The organism is Rathayibacter sp. PhB186 (genome assembly GCF_003751825.1).
GTDB classification, from domain to species: domain Bacteria; phylum Actinomycetota; class Actinomycetes; order Actinomycetales; family Microbacteriaceae; genus Rathayibacter; species Rathayibacter festucae.
In genome coordinates this window covers 58,725-75,407 of sequence record NZ_RJKO01000011.1, presented here as the reverse complement: position 1 = coordinate 75,407, position 16,683 = coordinate 58,725, and the positions used below count along the sequence as shown (strand labels likewise).

The following is a 16,683-nucleotide window of genomic DNA, read 5'->3' as shown; positions in this document are numbered from 1 at the left end:
GAGGGGATCGTCATGGTCAGCCCTGCATCCGGATCGTGGTGGGAGCGACGGTGCCGGGACGCTCGAGGGTCGCGCCCTTGACGTACATCGGCGACTCCGTCTCGGCGAGCGGGAAGACGTCGACCCGCTCGATCAGCTCGGCCTCGGCCTGCTTCCAGACACCGCAGGCCTCGTCGGCGGTGCCGGCGCTGAGCGCCTGCGTCGCGAGGGCGTTGTACTCGGGGTTCGAGACTCCCATGAAGTTGTAGCCGCCGTTCTCGCTCGTCTCACCGAGGAAGAACAGGCTCAGCACCACGGGGCTGGAGGGGGCGAGCTGGATGAAGCCGGTGTCCCAGTCGTAGCTCTGGTAGAGGTCGGTCGACCAGCCGGCCGAGTCCTCGGCGACCAGGTCGGTCGTGATGCCGAGCTCGTTCCACTCCTGCTGGACCTCCTCGGCGGCGGCGCCGTGCGAGGGCGTTCCGGCGTCGTAGAGGAAGCGGATGGTCAGCGGCTCGCCGTCCTTCGCGCGCAGTCCGTCGGAGCCGAGCGGGTAGCCGGCCTCGTCGAGCAGCTCGCCGGCGGCGTCCACGTCGGTGTCGGGCAGCGTCCACTCCGGGCCGCCGGCGACGCAGGTGAGCGGGATCTGGTTGACCAGCGAGACCGAGTCGACGGCGTTGCCGTCGGTGACCAGCTCGCCCACGGCGTCGCGGTCGAGCGAGAGGGTCAGCGCCTGGCGGACGCGGACGTCGGCGGTGGGGCGGTCGGCGCGCTCGTTGAAGAGCATCTCGCCGATCGGGTTGAGCACGCCCTCGGTGTCCAGGCCGGCCGCGTCGAGGCGCTGGCGGTCGGCGCCGATGACGGAGGCGGCGTTGAGCTCGCCCGAGATCAGCAGGTTCGCGGCGGTCGCCTCGTCGGTGATCACCCGCGCCTCGATCTCGTCGGGCAGGCCCTCCGTGTCGCTGGTGACGTCGTCCGGGCCCCAGGTGTAGCCGTCGCGCTTCGTGTAGGTGTAGTCGGAGCCGGGGCTCGACGCGGTCAGCGCGTAGAGCGCGGTGCCGTTGGTGGTGTCGGTCAGGGTCGACGGGTCGTCGAGGCCGGCCTGGCAGACCATCTCGATGCTGCCGGTGCCCTGGAGCAGGAACGGGTTGTTGGCCGTCGAGGTGACGGTGACGACGTTCCCCTCCGCGGTCGCCGTCATGTCGGCGGTCACGCTCGAGCCGAACCAGAACGTGCCGTTGTCGGCGTTGGCCTGGTAGGCGAAGTTCGCCGCGGCCGTCTCGGCGGTGAAGGGGGTGCCGTCGGCGCAGGTGATGCCGTCCTTCAGCGTGTACGAGATCGAGGTGGGCGTGCTCTCCCAGCTCTCGGCGAGGAAGGGCACGACCTCGCCCTCGGGGGTCGTGTAGGCCAGCGAGTCGTAGCCGAAGGTGACCATCGCGCGCTGCACGAGCGAGACGCCGGTGAACGGGTTCAGGCTGCCCGGGTCGTCGTTGATCGCGAGGGAGAAGGTGCCGCCCGAGACGGGGTCGGCGCCGGACGCGGAGCCGCCGGCGGGGGCCGAGCAGGCGCTCAGGGCGAGCAGCGCCACCAGCGAGCCCGCGGCGACGGCCGGGACTCGGAGCGCTGTGGTGCGGGGAGAACGGGTCATGATGCGTCCTTCGGGGAATGCAGGGCGAGTGGTGCAGGACTCCCGATCAGGGCCAGCGGGCCCGCGGCCTTCACGGAGACTTTGAGCGACGCGCTGGCCGAGTAGGACAGCGGCGTCTCGAGCACGTCGACGATCTCGACGAGCCGCGGATCGGCGCCGGCCTGGATCGCGCGCTCGATCGCGATCCGGCCGGCCGCCTCGATCGCGGCGGCGCGGTCGACGTGGTCGCACAGCTGGTCGGCGCGGCCGCCGGCCAGGGCGATCGCGGCGCCGACGGCGTTGGCCACGTTGCCGCGGTCGGGGCGGAGCACCTCGCTCGCGCCGTGCACGTGGTCCGGGACCAGGAAGCCGCCGCCGCCGACGACCACGAGCGGCAGGCCGACGCGGCCGAGCGACATCCGCTCGACGGCCGACTCGATCCGGTCCTGCGCCACGGCGAGGGCGTTGCCGAGGGCGGAGCGGGTGGCGCGGTCCAGCGCGGGGAGGGCCCTGCCGGGGATCATCCCGGGCAGCTGCATCGCGGCGGCGTCGGTGAGGGTGGCGGTCGCGCCGCCGAAGAGCAGGCCCTCGCGGGCGATCCGGTAGCCGACCGAGTCGGTGGTCGGCACGCCGGTGGCCGTGTCGACGATCGTGCCGCCGCCGATCCCGACGCTGAGGATGTCGGGCATCCGGAAATTGGTGCGGACGCCGCCGATCTCGCGCGGCAGGGTCGACTCGCGGGGGAAGCGGTCGACGAGCACGCCGAGGTCGCTGGTGGTGCCGCCGATGTCGATGATGATCGCGTCGTCGGCGCCGGAGAGGAACGCGGCGCCGCGGATCGAGTTGGCGGGGCCCGAGCCGATGGTGAGCACGGGGTAGCGGGCCGCGTACTCGACGGCCATCAGCGTGCCGTCGTTCTGAGCGAAGAAGGTGGCGGCGTCGAGGCGCTCCTCGTCGACCACGGTGAGCAGTCCCTGCGTCACGTCGCGGGCGATGCCGTGCAGCGCGGCGTTGAGCACGGTCGCGTTCTCGCGCTCGAGCAGGCCCAGGGCGCCGATCTCGTGGCTGAGCGAGACGGGCAGGTCCACGCCGACGTGGTCGGCGACGAGCGCGGCGACCTCGAGCTCCTGCTCCGGGAAGGAGGGGCTGAAGATCCCGCAGACGGCGACCGCGTCGAAGCGGCCCTCGAGCGAGTCGAGGAAGCGGCGGACGCCGTCGACGTCGAGCGGCGAGATCGGGTAGCCGTCGATCAGGTGGCCGCCGCCGGCGAGCAGGCTGCCGGCGAGCACGGTGTCGCGGAGGTCGGCGGGCCAGCCGGAGAGCGAGGGGAACTCGGTCGAGGCGGGGGCGCCGAGCCGGATCACGGCGACGCGGCCGAGGTCGCGGCGGCGGACGATCGCGTTGGTGGCGTGGGTGGTGCCGAGCATGACGCGCGAGACGCGGTCGCGGTCGGCGCCCAGCTCGCCGAGCACCGCGGAGAGCGCGGCGCGGATGCCGCCGGTGACGTCCTCGGTGGTGGCCTGCTTGGTCCAGGCGGTCACCGCGCCGTCGGCGTCGAGCACGACGGCGTCGGTGTTAGTGCCGCCGACGTCGATGCCGACGGACAGGTCGCGGAGTGCGGCGCTCATCGAGCCACCTCCGCCACGGCGCCGTCGAACGGCACGTAGTCGAAGTCGAAGTCGAAGGCGGCGGGGCCCGCCAGCTCGATCCCGCGCGGGGTCCGCCAGAGCGGATCGCAGGCCCAGGCGAGCACGCTCACCCGCTGGCCGAAGCGGAGCATCTCGGTCGAGATCGCCTCGCCGGTCTCCGAGTCGAGGATCGAGACGAGGTCGGGGACGCTGACGACGACGCCGCCGTCCTCGATCACCACGAGGTTCTCGTTCTGGATCTCGACCCGCACCATCCGGCTGCGGTCGGCGCCGACGCCGTCGATCGTGACGGAGCCGCGGGTGAAGCCGCCCTCGGTGCTGCGGTCGATGTCGATCACCTTGCCGCCGATCAGCACGGCCGCGCCGAGCTCCTCGGCGATGTCGGTCACCGGGTCGGCGGAGGCGAGCAGGCGGCGGCCGACCTGGATCGCGCGGCTGACGGTGCCCTCGATCACGGCGCCCGGGGCGGTCTCGTGGGTGAGCAGGTAGTGCGCGCCGAGGGCGATGCCGCCGGCCGCGACCGTGAAGGCGCGGGCGTGGCGCTCGAGCCAGGCGATGTCGACGGTGCGGAGGACGGTGACGTTGCCGACCACGTCGCTCATCACCGCGAACTCGCTCGGCAGACCGGCAACGTTCATCGAGATCATCGTGGCCTTCGGGAACGCGCGGCCCATGCCGTCCGCGTCGAGCACCGCGAGCCCGAGCTCCGCGGCCCAGCCGACCGGCGCGACGCCGTTGCTGCCGCCGATCTCGGCCGCCATCACGGTGGTGACCGGGCGGCCGATCAGGCGCTCGACCTCGCGCAGCAGCGTGTGCGCCTGGCTGCTCGAGCCGAGCATCTCGATGCCGACCGAGGGAGCGCCCATCCCGGACATGATGATGACCGCGTCGTCCGGGCCGAGGTCCGCGACGCCGACCACGCGCACCGGGCCGTTGGCCTCGATCGCGTTCTCGACCGAGAGCTGGGCGCCGTGCACCGAGCCGCCTCCGCCGGTGCCGAAGACCGCGCAGCCGGCGGCCAGGGGAGCGACGTCGTCGCGGGTGATCAGGCGGACGGGGCTCGGTCCGGCCGGGGGCGTGAAGCTCATGCTCCGAGGCTAGCCAGGGGTGCAAGCGGGCGGAATGTGCCGTCACCATGAGGAAACGGCCATGATTGTGCTCATGGCACAGACGTCCCTCCTTCACGTCCTCGAGCACGGCGAGCAGTTCGGCATGGTCTGCCGCGCGGGCGACCCGGCGGGCGTCTCGCTCAGCGGAGTGGAGATGCTCGCGCTCGAGGACGTGGGGCAGGCGCTGCCCGGGCACCTGGTGATCGTGCTGCACGGCGCGGAGCAGCCGCGGGCGTACCAGATCGACATCGTCATCCGGCGGGCGATCGCGGCCGAGGTCGCCGCGCTGCTCTTCGTGGGCGAGCTGGCGCTGGCCGAGACCTCGCGCTCGCTGGCCGACCGCGGGGCGCTGCCGGTGCTGACCGCGAGCGCGCCGCCGTCCGAGCTGGCCGTCTCGATCGACCGGCTGCTGCGCGGCGGGGCGGCCGAGGCGCTCGGCCGGGCGGAGCTGGCGATCGCCGCCGCCCGGGCCGCCTGCGACGCCGATCCGCTCGATGCGCGCTCGGCCGTGCTCGACGCGGCGACGGCGGCGCTCGGGATCGAGCTGCGGATGATCGAGGACCCGGCCGTCACCTGGAGCGACCCCGACGCGGTCTGCATCGGCGAGGTCGCGGTCGGGCGGCTGGTCGCCGAGCAGCCGGAGACCGCGGCGGTGATCGCGCTGCCCGTGATCGCCGCGCTGCTCTCGCGGGCGCTGCAGCGCGAGTCGCAGGTGCGCTTCGGCCCGGCGCGCTCGCGGGCCGACCTCGTGGTCGAGCTGCTGCTGGCGGAGTCCTCGCGCATCGACGCGCTCGCGGTCGACGCCGCGCGCGCCGGGCTGCCGGTCGCCTCCGCGCACGCCGCCGCCTGGATCACGCCGCGCCACCGCGACGACGCCGAGCGCCGGCTCCCCGCCGCGCTGGTCGCGGCGATCGAGCTGAACGCCTTCCAGCTGACCGACGGCCGCGACGAGGTCTGGCACCTCGCGGTCTTCCACGACGACCTGGTGGTGGTGGCGTCGGAGGAGTCGGGCGCGCCGGACCACCAGCGGCGGGTCCGGGACGTGGCGGAGCGGCTGATCGCGTACGGCGTGGCGGTCGCGGGGGAGGGCTGGACGTTCACGGTCGGGCTCGGCACGCCGCAGTCGGGCGCCTCGGGGCTCCGGCAGTCGGCGACGGAGGCGCGGATCACCGCCGGCTCGGCCGTCGCCGCGGGCCGCCTCGGCGCGGTGGAGGTCACCGACGTCACGGGTCTGCGCCGGGTGCTGCTCGACTTCTACGCCTCGCCGCTCAGCCGCGCGCTGCTCGACGACGTGCTCGCGCCGCTGGACGCCCTCGGCGCGGAACGCTCGGCCATCTCCGTGCGCACGCTGCTGGCGTACCTCAGCAACCGCAACTCCCTCGCCCGGGCCGGCGAGGTGCTGATGCTGCACCCGAACGCCGTGAACTACCGCGTTCGCCGCATCGAGCAGGCCCTGGCCCTGGACCTCGAGGACCCGGACACCCGCTTCGCCCTGGAGCTGGCCTGCCGCCTGCGCGTGATGGCGACGACGCGCTGACGCGCCGGCGAGGGAAAGGACGCGGCTGCGCCGCGTAATGCTGGTCGAGTAGCCCCGCAGGGGCGTATCGAGACCCGCCGTCGTCGGCAGGGCAGTCTGCAGACTCGACTTCTGACGCTGATGGATCTCGATACGCCCGCTCCGCGGGCTACTCGATCAGCATTGGCTTCGCCATACTGATAAGGTGATCTTTCGGAGGAGCGGCGGCCCCCCGTCATGCCTCCAGCGAATTCCCCCAGTGCGCCTCTCCGGGCGCGAACCGTGACGCGCCGGGGGTCCTTCTCTTCTCGCAGGATCATCTCGGCGAGCGCTGCTGCGTGCTGCGCCGCGTCGATTGGACGCGGAGCGGGGGCTGCGAGAGCGCCGGAGCCCGATCCGGGTCCACTCGCGCGGCAGGCTCACTGCGACGGGACGCGGAACGGGGTGCGGCCGGGCGTCGGAGCCCCACCCGCGTCCACTCGTGCGGATCCGGGGCCCTGTCAACACCTCGATGTCTGAGGGGTTGTTCAGATAGCGTCGTCGACGAGCGGATCCGGAGTCGGCCGTCGTCGCATCCCCCCGCGGCCCCATGAGAGGGCGCCCGCCCGCGGACGCCGACCCCAGGGCCGTGGCGACGAGGGCACCGTTCGCCCGCCGCAGGAGAGCCCCCACTCCCTCGCGGCCGGTCGGACGCACGTCGCCGGGCCCCGCCGCTCCCCGCCCCCGACTGCGCGCCGAAGGATCTCGATGACGACACCGCCGCACCCCCGACCCCCCGAAGACCACCGCATCGCCGGCGAACGGCCATGACCGTGGCCGGTCTCGACGACACCCGCATCCCGCCGCTCGAGAACGCGCGCGAGCTGGTCCTCCACGCCTGCCGCGTCGGGGACGCCGAACTGCAGTCCCACATCGACGACCTCTGGGCGGCCAAGGCCGACCCCGAGAGGACGCGCGGACTGCTCGCCCGCTACCGGCGCGAGGTCGAGGACGCCCGCACCCTCCTCGCCGCAGCCGCCGACCCGCAGTGGTGGCGGTCCGCGACCGCCGAGCGGATCGAGGAGAGCTGCCGGGCCGCGAGGATCTGGGCCGAGGGCGACCCGGTCTGCGCCGACCTCGAGCGGGCGTTCGCCGCGCAGCTCCGGAGCGTCCTCGGCATCGACCTGACGCAGATCCCGCGTCAGGAGCGGAGCCGCTGACCTGCGGAGCGATGTGCGCTCCCTCGCGTCGGGAGCCGCTCCCACTCGCCCGGCGACGACGCGCTCCTGCGTGCGAGCCCACGCCGAGTCGGCCTCCCTTCGTGCTCCTCCCAGCCCTCCGCCGGCGCCCGAGGCGCTCCCTCCGCTCGAGACGCCCGCTGCGCGGGCCACTCGATCAGCATGGACATCGCCCTGAGAACACGATGGTCCGTGCTCCCTCAGAGGACCGGTGCGTGCACAACCAAGGCTGGAAGGCGCGATCGGTCGAGAATTCGCGGTTCTCGGGGCTTCCGGCCTTGGTTGTGCACGCCCGCACGCGGCCACCCTCAGCGCAGGACGCCCGAGACCGCCTCCGCCAGCCGGATCGCTGCCCGCTCCAGCTCCCGGGAGCGCGCGGTGACGTCGTCGGCCATCCCGACGAGGCAGGCCGCCGCCACGACGGCGCCGCTCGCGTCGCGGATCGGCGCCGAGATCGAGACCATGCCGGCGTCGTCGTAGGCCTGCATCGAGAGGACGCCGTCGCGGCGGACGGTCTGCATCCGGCGGAGGAACCGGGCCAGGTCCCGCGGGGTGTGCCGGGCCGGGAACAGCTGCGTCAGCTCGTCCGGCTCGAGGTCCATCAGCATGGTGGGGCCGCCGTCCGAGCCGACGATCGGGTGGGCGCGGCCGAGCCAGGGGATCATCGCGAGGCCGTCGCCGGCCAGCTCGAGTTCTTCCACGAGCGTGAGACTGCGCATCCCCGCGAGCACGGTGACGAACGCGCAGGCGCGCAGACTCCGCGCTGCCTCGGCGACGAGCGGCCCGCCGCGCGAGACGATCAGCGGAGCGGCCGCCGCCCGGAACCAGCCGTGCACGACCCAGGCGATCCGGAGCTCCCCGTCACCGCCGCGCTCGACCACGCCCGCCGCGACGCAGGCCTCGAGCAGCCGGCCGGTGCGGTCGCGGCGGAGGCCCGTCGCCCGCGCGGCGCCGGCGGCGGTGTCCGGCCCGTCGGCCAGGTGCTGCAGGAGCGGCAGCACGGCGTGGAGGGCGGAGCCGCCGGCGGAAGGGGTGATGGAGACCGGCGCGTCGTCGCCGTCCGCCGTGTCGTGCCGCGCATGAGCCTCCCGCGACCCGTCCAGCCCCGCCTCGATGCTCCGCCGCGCGACGGCCAGCGCTCGCCGGATCCGCGGCCCGTTCTCGCGCAGCCGCACCGCCGGCAGCCGCACCGCCAGCACCGCGGCGCACTCGCCGCCGGGCGTCAGCAGCGGCGTCGCGATCTCCACACGCCGCCCCTCGGTCGTCTCCGCGCCCGCGTCGTCGCCGAGGGCCAGCGGATCCGCCGCGCGCGCGATCGCACTCCCCGCGTCGTCGATCCTCTCGCCGACCGCGGCGGGGGAGTGCAGGGTCCACGACGAGAGCACGCTGCCGATCACCCGCATCGACCCGGGCGCTCCGGCCGCCAGCACGACGGTCTCGCCGGTCTGCTGCGCGGCGAGCGTCAGAGCGAAGCGGAGCGACCGAGCGATCGGCGCCGCGGCCCGCCCCGAGAGCCGCACGGCGACCGCGCCGAGGCGGTAGCTGCCGTAGTCCGCGCCGCGCTCGATCAGACCGGTCCGCTCCAGCTCCGCGCACAGCCGCGAGACCGAGCTGAGCGGCGCGCCGAGCTCGGCGGCGAGAGCGCCGACCCCGAGCGGCGCCGTCGGATCCGGCCGCTCGCCGAGCAGCCGCACCACCCGCAGGCCCGTCGTCACGCGTCCGCTCACGAGCCGCCCCTCTGCAGAACCGTCAATCCCGTGGCGCCCGAATCGCCGCCAGCACGCACTGTAACAGCGCCGGAACCCGCCGTTCCTACAGTGATCGCACTCGCCCGGCGGCGGTCACGACGGCCCGCCGAGTGCGACGGCGGCGCGCCGTCACCTGCTCCACGAACGCTTCCCGCAGCCCTAGGAGTCCCATGAACCCGACCGTCCCCCGCCCCGCGAGCCGCACGGCGCTCCGCTCCACGCCGCACCCCGCCCGCCGGGCCGCCGTCGTCACGGCGGTGCTCGCCTCCGCGGCCCTCCTCGCCGGCTGCTCGGCCGACGCCGCCGCCACGACCGACGCGGAGCCGAGCGCCCTCTTCGAGCAGAGCATCGCCGACCTGGTGCCCGAGGACATCGCCGCGGCCGGCGAGATCCGCATCGCGAGCGGCCCCGGCTACCCGCCGCTGCTCGACCTGGCCGACGACGGCACCACGCTCTCGGGCTCGCAGCCCGAGGAGATGCGCCTGATCGGCGAGGTGCTCGGCCTCGACGTCGTCTTCGAGGACATCAAGTTCGATGCGCTCTTCCCCTCGCTGGCCTCGAAGAAGATCGACGCCGCGGCGGCCGCACTGGGCGTCACCGCCGAGCGGCTCGAGACCGTCGACTTCGTCAGCGACTTCCTCGGCGGCACCACGCTGCTGGTCGAGGGTGGAAACCCGCTCGACCTCACGATCGACACGCTCTGCGGCCAGTCCGTCGGCGTGCTCAAGGGCTCGACCGAGAACGACATCACTCTGCCGAAGTGGGACGTCGTCTGCACCGAGGCGGGCGAGCCGGCGATCGAGATCTCGACCTTCCCGACCGCGGCCGACGCCGTGCTCGCCCTGAGCTCCGGCCGCGTCGACGCGACGGTCAGCGCCGTCCCCCCGGCCGTCTTCCAGGCCGAGCAGTCCGACGGCGCGCTCGAGGCGCTCGACGTCAACTTCGAGCCGAGCCCCTGGGGCATCGCCTTCCCGGACGGCTCCGAGCTGGCCCCCGCCTTCCAGGCCGCCCTCGAGCACCTGATGACGACGGGCGACTACCAGGAGAACCTCGCGCGCTTCGGCGTCGAGGTCGGCGCGGTCGAGCAGGCCGAGCTCTACACCGACCCGGCCCAGATCAGCGGATGACCGCCGTGGAGCAGCGCGCGACGACCACCGCGCCGCCCGAGACCGTGGTCCCCGTCCGGCACTGGGGCCGGCGGGCCGCGACCGTCGTGGTCCTCGTGCTGGCGGCGCTGCTCGCCCACTCGGTCGCGACCAATCCCAACTTCGAGTGGGGCAGCGTCTTCGGCTACTTCCTCGACGGGCGGATCCTCCGCGGCCTCGGCACCACGCTCCTGCTCACCGTGATCGCGATGGTCGTCGGCATCGTCATCGGCGTCCTGATGGCCGTCGGCCGGCAGTCGCAGACGCTCGTGGTCGCCACGGCGGCGGGCGCGTTCGTCGCCTTCTTCCGCGGCACGCCGCTCCTGGTGCAGCTGATCTTCTGGTTCAACCTCGCCGCGCTCTACCCCGAGCTGAGCCTGGGCGTCCCGTTCGGCCCCACCTTCGCCAGCGCCGACACCAACGTGCTGATCAGCCCGTTCCTCGCCGCGATCCTCGGCCTCGGGCTCAACGAGGGCGCCTACATGTCCGAGATCGTCCGCGCGGGCCTGCTCTCGGTCGACCCCGGCCAGGTCGACGCCGCCGAGGCGCTCGGGCTGCGGAGGGCCCAGGTCTTCCGCCGGATCGTCCTGCCGCAGGCGATGCGGGTCATCATCCCGCCGACCGGCAACCAGACGATCTCGATGCTGAAGACGACGTCGCTGGTGAGCGTGATCGCGATCCCCGACATCCTCTTCGCCGCCCAGACCATCTACTCCCGCAACTTCGAGGTGATCCCGCTGCTCATCACCGTCAGCCTCTGGTACCTGCTCGTCACCACCGTCCTCAGCGCGGGCCAGCGGATGATCGAGCGGCGCTTCTCCCGCGGCGACCGGATCGTCCAGGGCCCGACCCCGCTCGGGGCGCTGCTCGCGAGCGCGAGGCCGCGGCCCGCCGCCCGAGGGGAGGGAGCGCTGTGACCGCGCCCATGGTCCAGGCGACCGGCGTGCACAAGCAGTACGGCGGCAACCTCGTCATCCGCGGCATCGACCTGACCGTCGCGCCGGGCGAGGTGACCTGCCTGCTCGGCCCGTCCGGCTCGGGCAAGAGCACCTTCCTCCGCTGCATCAACCACCTCGAGAAGATCGACGCGGGCACGATCAGTGTCGCCGGCGAGCTGGTCGGCTACCGCCGCCACAACGGCCGTCTGCACGAGCTGCGCGACGCCGAGATCGCGACGCGGCGCAGTGAGATCGGCATGGTCTTCCAGCAGTTCAACCTCTTCCCGCACCTCACCGTGCTGGAGAACCTGATCGAGGCGCCCGTCCTGGTCCGCCGCGAGAAGGTGTCGGACGCCACGGCCCGCGCCCGCGTGCTGCTCGACCGGGTCGGCCTCGGCGCCAAGGCGGACGCGTACCCGCGCTCGCTCTCCGGCGGTCAGCAGCAGCGGGTCGCCATCGCTCGCGCCCTCGCGATGCGACCCCGCCTGATGCTCTTCGACGAGCCGACCTCCGCGCTCGACCCCGAGCTGGTCGGCGAGGTGCTCGACGTGATGCGCGACCTCGCCGCCGAGGGCATGACGATGATCGTCGTCACCCACGAGATCGGCTTCGCCCGCGAGGTCGCCGACACGGTGACCTTCATGGACGGCGGCGTCGTCGTCGAGTCGGGGCCGCCCGAGCGGATACTCGCCCACCCGCAGCACGAGCGCACCCGCGCGTTCCTGTCCAAGGTCCTCTGACCCTGTCACCCGGGCCGTCGATCCCGGCGGCCCTCACCGATCCACGGAAGCGAAGCATCAGCATGGAGAAGTTCGACGTCGCCGTCGTCGGAATGGGCGCTCTCGGCAGCGCCGCCGCCTACCACCTGGCCCGCCGCGGAGCCCGGGTCGTCGCGTTCGAGCAGTTCGAGCTCGGCCACGTGCGCGGCGCCTCGCACGACACCTCGCGCATCCTGCGCACCTCCTACGGTGCCCCCGAGTACGTCCGGCTCGCGCAGGCGGCGTACCTCGACTGGGCCGACCTCGAGGCGGAGTCGGGCGAATCGCTCGTCACGATCACCGGCGGGCTGGTCTTCTTCCCGGCCGGCAGCCCCTACTCCGCCGAGGCGTTCCGGTCGAGCCTCACCGAGAGCGGAGTGCCGTTCGAGCTGCTCACGCCGGCCGAGGTCACTGCGCGCTGGCCGCAGTTCTCGCTGCCGGAGGGCACGCAGACGGTGTACACCGCCGACTCCGGCATCGTGCACGCCGCCCGCACGGTCGCCGTGCTGCAGCTGCGGGCCCGGCAGCACGGCGCCGTGATCCGCGACCGCACGCCGGTCGAGGCGCTGCTCCCGGGCGAGGACGGGGTCGTCCTGCGCACCGCGGGCGGCGACGTGCTCGCGGGCAAGGTGATCCTCGCCGCGGACGCCTGGACGAACGAGCTGCTCGCGCCGCTCGGCGCCGAGTTCCCGCTCGTCACGATGCAGGAGCAGGTCAGCTACTTCGCGCCGCCCGAGCCGAGCGCCTTCGACCGCGAGCGCTTCCCGGTCTGGATCTGGGAGGACGAGCACTGCTTCTACGGCTTCCCGACCTACGGCGAGCCGACGATCAAGGCCGCGCGCGACGTCTCCGACAACCTGATGGCGCCGCGCGAGCGCACCTTCGTCCCCTCGGCCGAGCTGCTGGAGGAGCTGACCGGCTTCGTCGGCGCCGTGGTGCCCACCGCCGGCGAGGTGCTGCGCACCGTCACCTGCCAGTACGCGCTGACGCCGGACCGCCGCTTCGTCCTCGGCCCGCTCGACGAGCACCCCGACATCCTGGTCGGGCTCGGCGCCGGGCATGCCTTCAAGTTCACGCCGACCATCGGCCGCGTGCTCGCCGAGCTCGCCCTCGACGGTGCGACCAGCGAGGACGTGTCGGCCTTCGGAGTGACACCGCCGGTCGCGGCGCCGCTCCTGGGCTGAGCGCCGCGCGTCCGGCAGGCTGGTGAGGACCGACTTCGGAGGAGGACCCCGTGCAGATCCAGAGACTCGGTGAGGATGCGCGCCGCCGCCCGCTCTACGGCGGCTCGGGCGTGCTCGACCTGGAGTACTACTTCCGGGCGACCACCGCGCTGCCCAGCTCGGTGATGCGCTTCCACCTCGAGCCGGGCACCTCCGAGGGCGAGCACGTGCACCTCGCGGGCGACCCCGGCAGCTGCTCGCCGGACAGCTCCGACGAGCTCTACGTCGTCGTCCTCGGCGAGGTCGTGATGACCGTCGACGGCGAGAGCGCCGTCCTCCGCGCGGGCGACGCCCTCTACGCCCCGGCCGGCAGCCACCACGGAGTCGCCAACGAGTCCGCCGCCCCCGCCGAGCTCCTCCTCGTCTTCGGCCCGCCGACCCCCTCGACGAGCTGACGCGCTCACGTCCCATGCTGTTCGAGCAGCCGCAGTGCCGTCCCCATGCTGGTCGAGCAGCCGCGCAGCGGCGTCCCCATGCTGGTCGAGTAGCCGCGCAGCGGCGTATCGAGACCCGCCCCTGCCTGCTCCGTCGATCACCCCCATCCGTGCCCCCGCACCCCACGTCCCGCCCCGGCCTGCCATCCTGACCTCGCACGCCCCGATCCCGTGCATGGAGGCGCGGATGTCCGACGACGGCATGGCCGAGTCCGGCTACCGGCAGACCCTCACCCGCGGCATCGGCCGCTTCGGCAGCTTCGCCGCGGGAGTCAGCTACATCTCGATCCTGACCGGCACGTTCCAGCTCTTCTCCTTCGGCTACGCGAACGGCGGCCCGGCCTACTGGTGGTCCTGGCCGATGGTCTTCGCCGGCCAGCTGGCTGTGGCGCTCTGCTTCGCCGAGCTCGCCGCGCGCTACCCGGTCGCCGGCTCCGTCTACAACTGGAGCAAGCGCCTGGCCGGCCCCACCGTGAGCTGGCTCGCCGGCTGGATCATGGCGCTCGCCTCCGTCGTCTCGCTCGCCGCCGTGGTGCTCGCCTACCAGAGCACGCTCCCGCAGATCTGGCGCGGCTTCCAGCTGGTCGGCGAGGGCACCGGCACGAGCGCCGGGGTCAGCGCGGTGCTCTGGGGCGCGATCCTGGTGGCGTTCACGACCGGCGTCAACGCGATCGGCGTGCGGCTGATGGCCCGCATCAACAGCGTCGGCGTGCTGATCGAGCTGGTCGCCGCGGTGCTGCTCGTCGTCGTCCTCGCCGCCAATGCGGTCAACCCGCCGAGCGTCGTCCTCGAGACGGCCGGCCGCGGCGAGGGCGTCCCCGGCGGCTACCTCGGCGCGTTCCTCATCGCCGCGATCGCCTCCGCCTACGTGATGTACGGCTTCGACACCGCCGGCTCGCTCGGCGAGGAGACCGTCGACCCCCGGCGCACCGCCCCCGCCGCGATCCTCCGCGCGATCACCGCCTCGTTCGTTCTCGGCGGCCTGATCATCCTCTTCGGCCTCCTCGCCGCCCCCGATCTCACCGACCCCGCGCTCGGCTCCCCGTCCGGCGGCCTGCAGCTCGTGGTCCTGCAGGTGCTCGGCGGCCCGCTCGGCTCGGTGTTCCTCGGCTGCATCGTGGTCGCGATCACCGTCTGCGCGCTCGCCGTGCACACCGCCGGCATCCGCCTGGTCTTCGCGATGGCCCGCGACAACGCCCTGCCCGGCAGCGCCCTACTCGCCCGCGTCGACCCGCGCCGCCGCACCCCGGTCGCCCCGGCCGTCCTGATCGGCGTGCTCGCCGTGCTGATCCTCGTCGTCAACATCGGCACCCCCGAGATCTTCACCGCCGTGACGAGCGTCGCCGTCATCCTGATCTACCTCGCCTACCTCCTGGTCACCGTGCCCCTGCTGCTGCGCCGCCTGCGTGGCCGCTGGCCCACCGCCGACGCGCCCACCAGCTACTTCTCGCTCGGCCGCCTCGGCCTGCCGGTGAACGTCGTCGCCGTGCTCTGGGGAGCCGCGATGGCCGTGAACCTCGCCTGGCCCCGGACCGAGGTCTACGGCGACGGCCCCCTCCGCTGGATCGCCCTGATCGTCGTCGGCGCGGTCGTCACGGTCGGCCTCGCCTGGTTCCGTCTCCGAGGCCGCCACCACCTCGGCGTCCTGCCGGAGCACGCGCAGCCGCTCCCGGAACCGCTCGACCGCTGACCGGCCCGCCGCGCCCGCGCTCCTGCTCCGCCCGTCACTTCGGGTCGCCCGATCCGTCACCAACGGCTGCCTCCCCGCCGTCGAGGGAGCCGTTCGCGCCGGATCGCCGCCCCCCCTCCGCCGGCGGGAGTCCCGCACCCACCGAGTCGCCCGAGAAGGCGCGTTCTCCAGCCCGAGAACGAGCCTTCTCGGGCGACTCGGCGCTCGGGTTCGCCGCGCGTCGAATGCGGCCGCCGGAGCCTCGCAGCTCAGCCCCCATCTCGCCTACTGAGTCGCCCGAGAAGGCGCGTTCCCTGGCCCGAGAACGAGTCTTCTCGGGCGACTCACCGCCGAGGGCTCCTCGCCGACCGCAGCGGCGGGGGCGATCGTGCGCGCGGGGTCCGGCCCGACGGTGCGCCAGGATGGACGGCGGGCGACCGCCCGCCGAGGGGAGGGAGCGCCGTGCCGGACCGCCAGGCCCTCTCGACCGGTGCGCTGCTGACGCACGCGGTGCTCATCCAGGCCGTCGCGTTCCTGCTGCGGCCGGCCGCCGTCTACCAGGCGATCCAGCTCGACGTGCCGGCCTGGGCGCTCGGTGCGCTCGGCGCCTCGTTCGCGGTGGTGCCCCTGCTGATCGCGCTGCCCGTCGGCGGCCTCGTCGACCGGGTCGGCGCGCGCTTCGTGATGGCCTGCGGCTCGCTGCTGACGATCGCCGCCGCCGGCCTGCTGCTGCTCGCGGGCGGTGGCCTCGTCGGCCTGCTCTGCGGCACCGCCCTGCTCGGCGCCGGCCACCTCGGCTGCGTCGTCGGCCAGCAGGCGGTGGTCGCCGGGGGAGCGGCCGGCATCCGCCTCGACAGCCGCTTCGGCTACTACACCTTCGCAGCCTCGCTCGGCCAGGCGATCGGCCCCGCCTTCATCCCCGTCTTCGCCGGCAGCGCCGTCCGCCCCGACCCGGCCCCGCTGTTCCTGGTCGGAGGCGCGCTCGCCGTCCTCCTCCTCGCCGTCACCACCGCGATAGCCCGCCCCGCACCCCGCGCCACCGCCGAGGCCCCGTCCGAGGGCTCGACACTCGGCCTGCTGCGGATCCCCGGCCTCGCCCGCGCTCTGCTCACCAGCGCGACCGTCGTCGCCGCCGTCGACCTGACCGTCGTCTACCTGCCCGCCCTCGGCGCCGAGCGCGGCCTGCCCGCGGGCGTGGTCGGCGCCCTGCTGACCGTCCGCGCCCTCGCCTCGATGGCCTCCCGCCTCCTGCTCGGCGCCACGACCTCCCGCTTCGGCCGCACCCGCGTGATGGTCGCCGGCATCGTCGTCTCCGCCGTCTGCCTGATCCTCACCGCCCTGCCCGCTCCGACCGCGCTGCTCTTCGTCGCCGTCGCCCTGCTGGGTCTCGGGCTCGGCATCGGCCAGCCGATCACCATGTCCTGGCTGATCGAGCGCACCCCCGCCGACCGCCACGGCCGCGCCCTCTCCCTCCGCCTCGCCGGCAACCGCATGGGCCTGATCGCCCTGCCCACCCTCCTCGGCACGATCGCCGCCGCGGCCGGCGCCGGCGGCGTCCTCATCGGCACCGGCGTCGCCGTCGGCTCCACCCTCGTCCTCCTCCGAGGCGTCCGCCTCGACTGACCCGCGCCGCCTCCGCGCCGCCCGCTCGGGAGCCGAGTCGCCCGAGAAGGC

The 16,683-nt window shown here is 73.9% G+C and carries 13 protein-coding genes; 9 read left to right on the top strand and 4 right to left on the bottom strand.

Annotation, left to right across the window (positions count from 1 at the left end; genetic code table 11):
• Nucleotides 1-16: 16 nt before the first annotated feature.
• The 3 genes from EDF45_RS19720 to EDF45_RS19710 are packed head-to-tail and all read right to left on the bottom strand — an operon-like array spanning nt 17 to nt 4,340.
• Nucleotides 17-1,624: an ABC transporter substrate-binding protein gene (locus EDF45_RS19720; protein WP_123737640.1), complete on the bottom strand. Its 1,608-nt coding sequence runs from the start codon at nt 1,622-1,624 to the stop codon at nt 17-19.
• Nucleotides 1,621-3,231, bottom strand: coding sequence for a hydantoinase/oxoprolinase N-terminal domain-containing protein (locus tag EDF45_RS19715; RefSeq protein WP_123737641.1), 1,611 nt, complete (start codon nt 3,229-3,231; stop codon nt 1,621-1,623). Before EDF45_RS19715 ends, EDF45_RS19720 begins: the two co-directional genes overlap by 4 nt.
• The gene (locus tag EDF45_RS19710) at nt 3,228-4,340 is read right to left on the bottom strand and encodes a DUF917 domain-containing protein (RefSeq protein WP_208110649.1); all 1,113 of its coding nucleotides are present in this window, start codon (nt 4,338-4,340) and stop codon (nt 3,228-3,230) included. The genes EDF45_RS19715 and EDF45_RS19710 overlap by 4 nt, the downstream gene beginning before the upstream one ends.
• Before the next feature lie 73 nt (nt 4,341-4,413).
• On the opposite strand from EDF45_RS19710, the gene EDF45_RS19705 reads away from it, so the two are divergent.
• Both EDF45_RS19705 and EDF45_RS19700 read left to right on the top strand, forming a co-directional pair.
• Nucleotides 4,414-5,898: a CdaR family transcriptional regulator gene (locus tag EDF45_RS19705; RefSeq protein WP_221181170.1), complete on the top strand. Its 1,485-nt coding sequence runs from the start codon at nt 4,414-4,416 to the stop codon at nt 5,896-5,898.
• A 791-nt stretch (nt 5,899-6,689) separates the two neighbouring features.
• Nucleotides 6,690-7,076, top strand: coding sequence for a hypothetical protein (locus EDF45_RS19700; protein WP_148070852.1), 387 nt, complete (start codon nt 6,690-6,692; stop codon nt 7,074-7,076).
• 326 nt (nt 7,077-7,402) lie between these two features.
• Here EDF45_RS19700 and EDF45_RS19695 read toward each other — a convergent pair whose 3' ends face one another.
• Nucleotides 7,403-8,821 (bottom strand): helix-turn-helix domain-containing protein, encoded by a 1,419-nt coding sequence (locus EDF45_RS19695; RefSeq protein WP_123737643.1) that lies wholly within the window; start codon nt 8,819-8,821, stop codon nt 7,403-7,405.
• Between the two features lie 191 nt (nt 8,822-9,012).
• Between EDF45_RS19695 and EDF45_RS19690 the strand changes: the two genes are divergently transcribed.
• From EDF45_RS19690 to EDF45_RS19660, 7 genes are all read left to right on the top strand, one after another.
• Nucleotides 9,013-9,969, top strand: a complete 957-nt coding sequence (locus tag EDF45_RS19690; RefSeq protein ID WP_123737644.1) for an ABC transporter substrate-binding protein — start codon at nt 9,013-9,015, stop codon at nt 9,967-9,969.
• Nucleotides 9,966-10,904: an amino acid ABC transporter permease gene (locus EDF45_RS19685; RefSeq protein ID WP_123737645.1), complete on the top strand. Its 939-nt coding sequence runs from the start codon at nt 9,966-9,968 to the stop codon at nt 10,902-10,904. Before EDF45_RS19690 ends, EDF45_RS19685 begins: the two co-directional genes overlap by 4 nt.
• The gene (locus EDF45_RS19680) at nt 10,901-11,665 is read left to right on the top strand and encodes an amino acid ABC transporter ATP-binding protein (protein ID WP_279630176.1); all 765 of its coding nucleotides are present in this window, start codon (nt 10,901-10,903) and stop codon (nt 11,663-11,665) included. The genes EDF45_RS19685 and EDF45_RS19680 overlap by 4 nt, the downstream gene beginning before the upstream one ends.
• Nucleotides 11,666-11,727: 62 nt before the next feature.
• The gene (solA, locus tag EDF45_RS19675; RefSeq protein ID WP_123737647.1) at nt 11,728-12,867 is read left to right on the top strand and encodes an N-methyl-L-tryptophan oxidase; all 1,140 of its coding nucleotides are present in this window, start codon (nt 11,728-11,730) and stop codon (nt 12,865-12,867) included.
• Between the two features lie 50 nt (nt 12,868-12,917).
• Nucleotides 12,918-13,301, top strand: coding sequence for a cupin domain-containing protein (locus EDF45_RS19670; protein ID WP_123737648.1), 384 nt, complete (start codon nt 12,918-12,920; stop codon nt 13,299-13,301).
• Nucleotides 13,302-13,527: 226 nt separating this feature from the next.
• Nucleotides 13,528-15,030, top strand: a complete 1,503-nt coding sequence (locus tag EDF45_RS19665) for an APC family permease (RefSeq protein WP_260312336.1) — start codon at nt 13,528-13,530, stop codon at nt 15,028-15,030.
• Between the two features lie 441 nt (nt 15,031-15,471).
• Nucleotides 15,472-16,632, top strand: coding sequence for an MFS transporter (locus EDF45_RS19660; protein WP_123737650.1), 1,161 nt, complete (start codon nt 15,472-15,474; stop codon nt 16,630-16,632).
• Nucleotides 16,633-16,683: the final 51 nt, after the last annotated feature.

Coding starts and splice junctions, on each gene's coding strand:
- solA (WP_123737647.1), top strand. CDS start 11,728: ATGGAGAAGTTCGACGTCGCCGTCGTCGGAATGGGCGCTCTCGGCAGC.
- EDF45_RS19720 (WP_123737640.1), bottom strand. CDS start 1,624: ATGACCCGTTCTCCCCGCACCACAGCGCTCCGAGTCCCGGCCGTCGCC.
- EDF45_RS19690 (WP_123737644.1), top strand. CDS start 9,013: ATGAACCCGACCGTCCCCCGCCCCGCGAGCCGCACGGCGCTCCGCTCC.
- EDF45_RS19710 (WP_208110649.1), bottom strand. CDS start 4,340: ATGAGCTTCACGCCCCCGGCCGGACCGAGCCCCGTCCGCCTGATCACC.
- EDF45_RS19705 (WP_221181170.1), top strand. CDS start 4,414: ATGGCACAGACGTCCCTCCTTCACGTCCTCGAGCACGGCGAGCAGTTC.
- EDF45_RS19665 (WP_260312336.1), top strand. CDS start 13,528: ATGTCCGACGACGGCATGGCCGAGTCCGGCTACCGGCAGACCCTCACC.
- EDF45_RS19715 (WP_123737641.1), bottom strand. CDS start 3,231: ATGAGCGCCGCACTCCGCGACCTGTCCGTCGGCATCGACGTCGGCGGC.
- EDF45_RS19685 (WP_123737645.1), top strand. CDS start 9,966: ATGACCGCCGTGGAGCAGCGCGCGACGACCACCGCGCCGCCCGAGACC.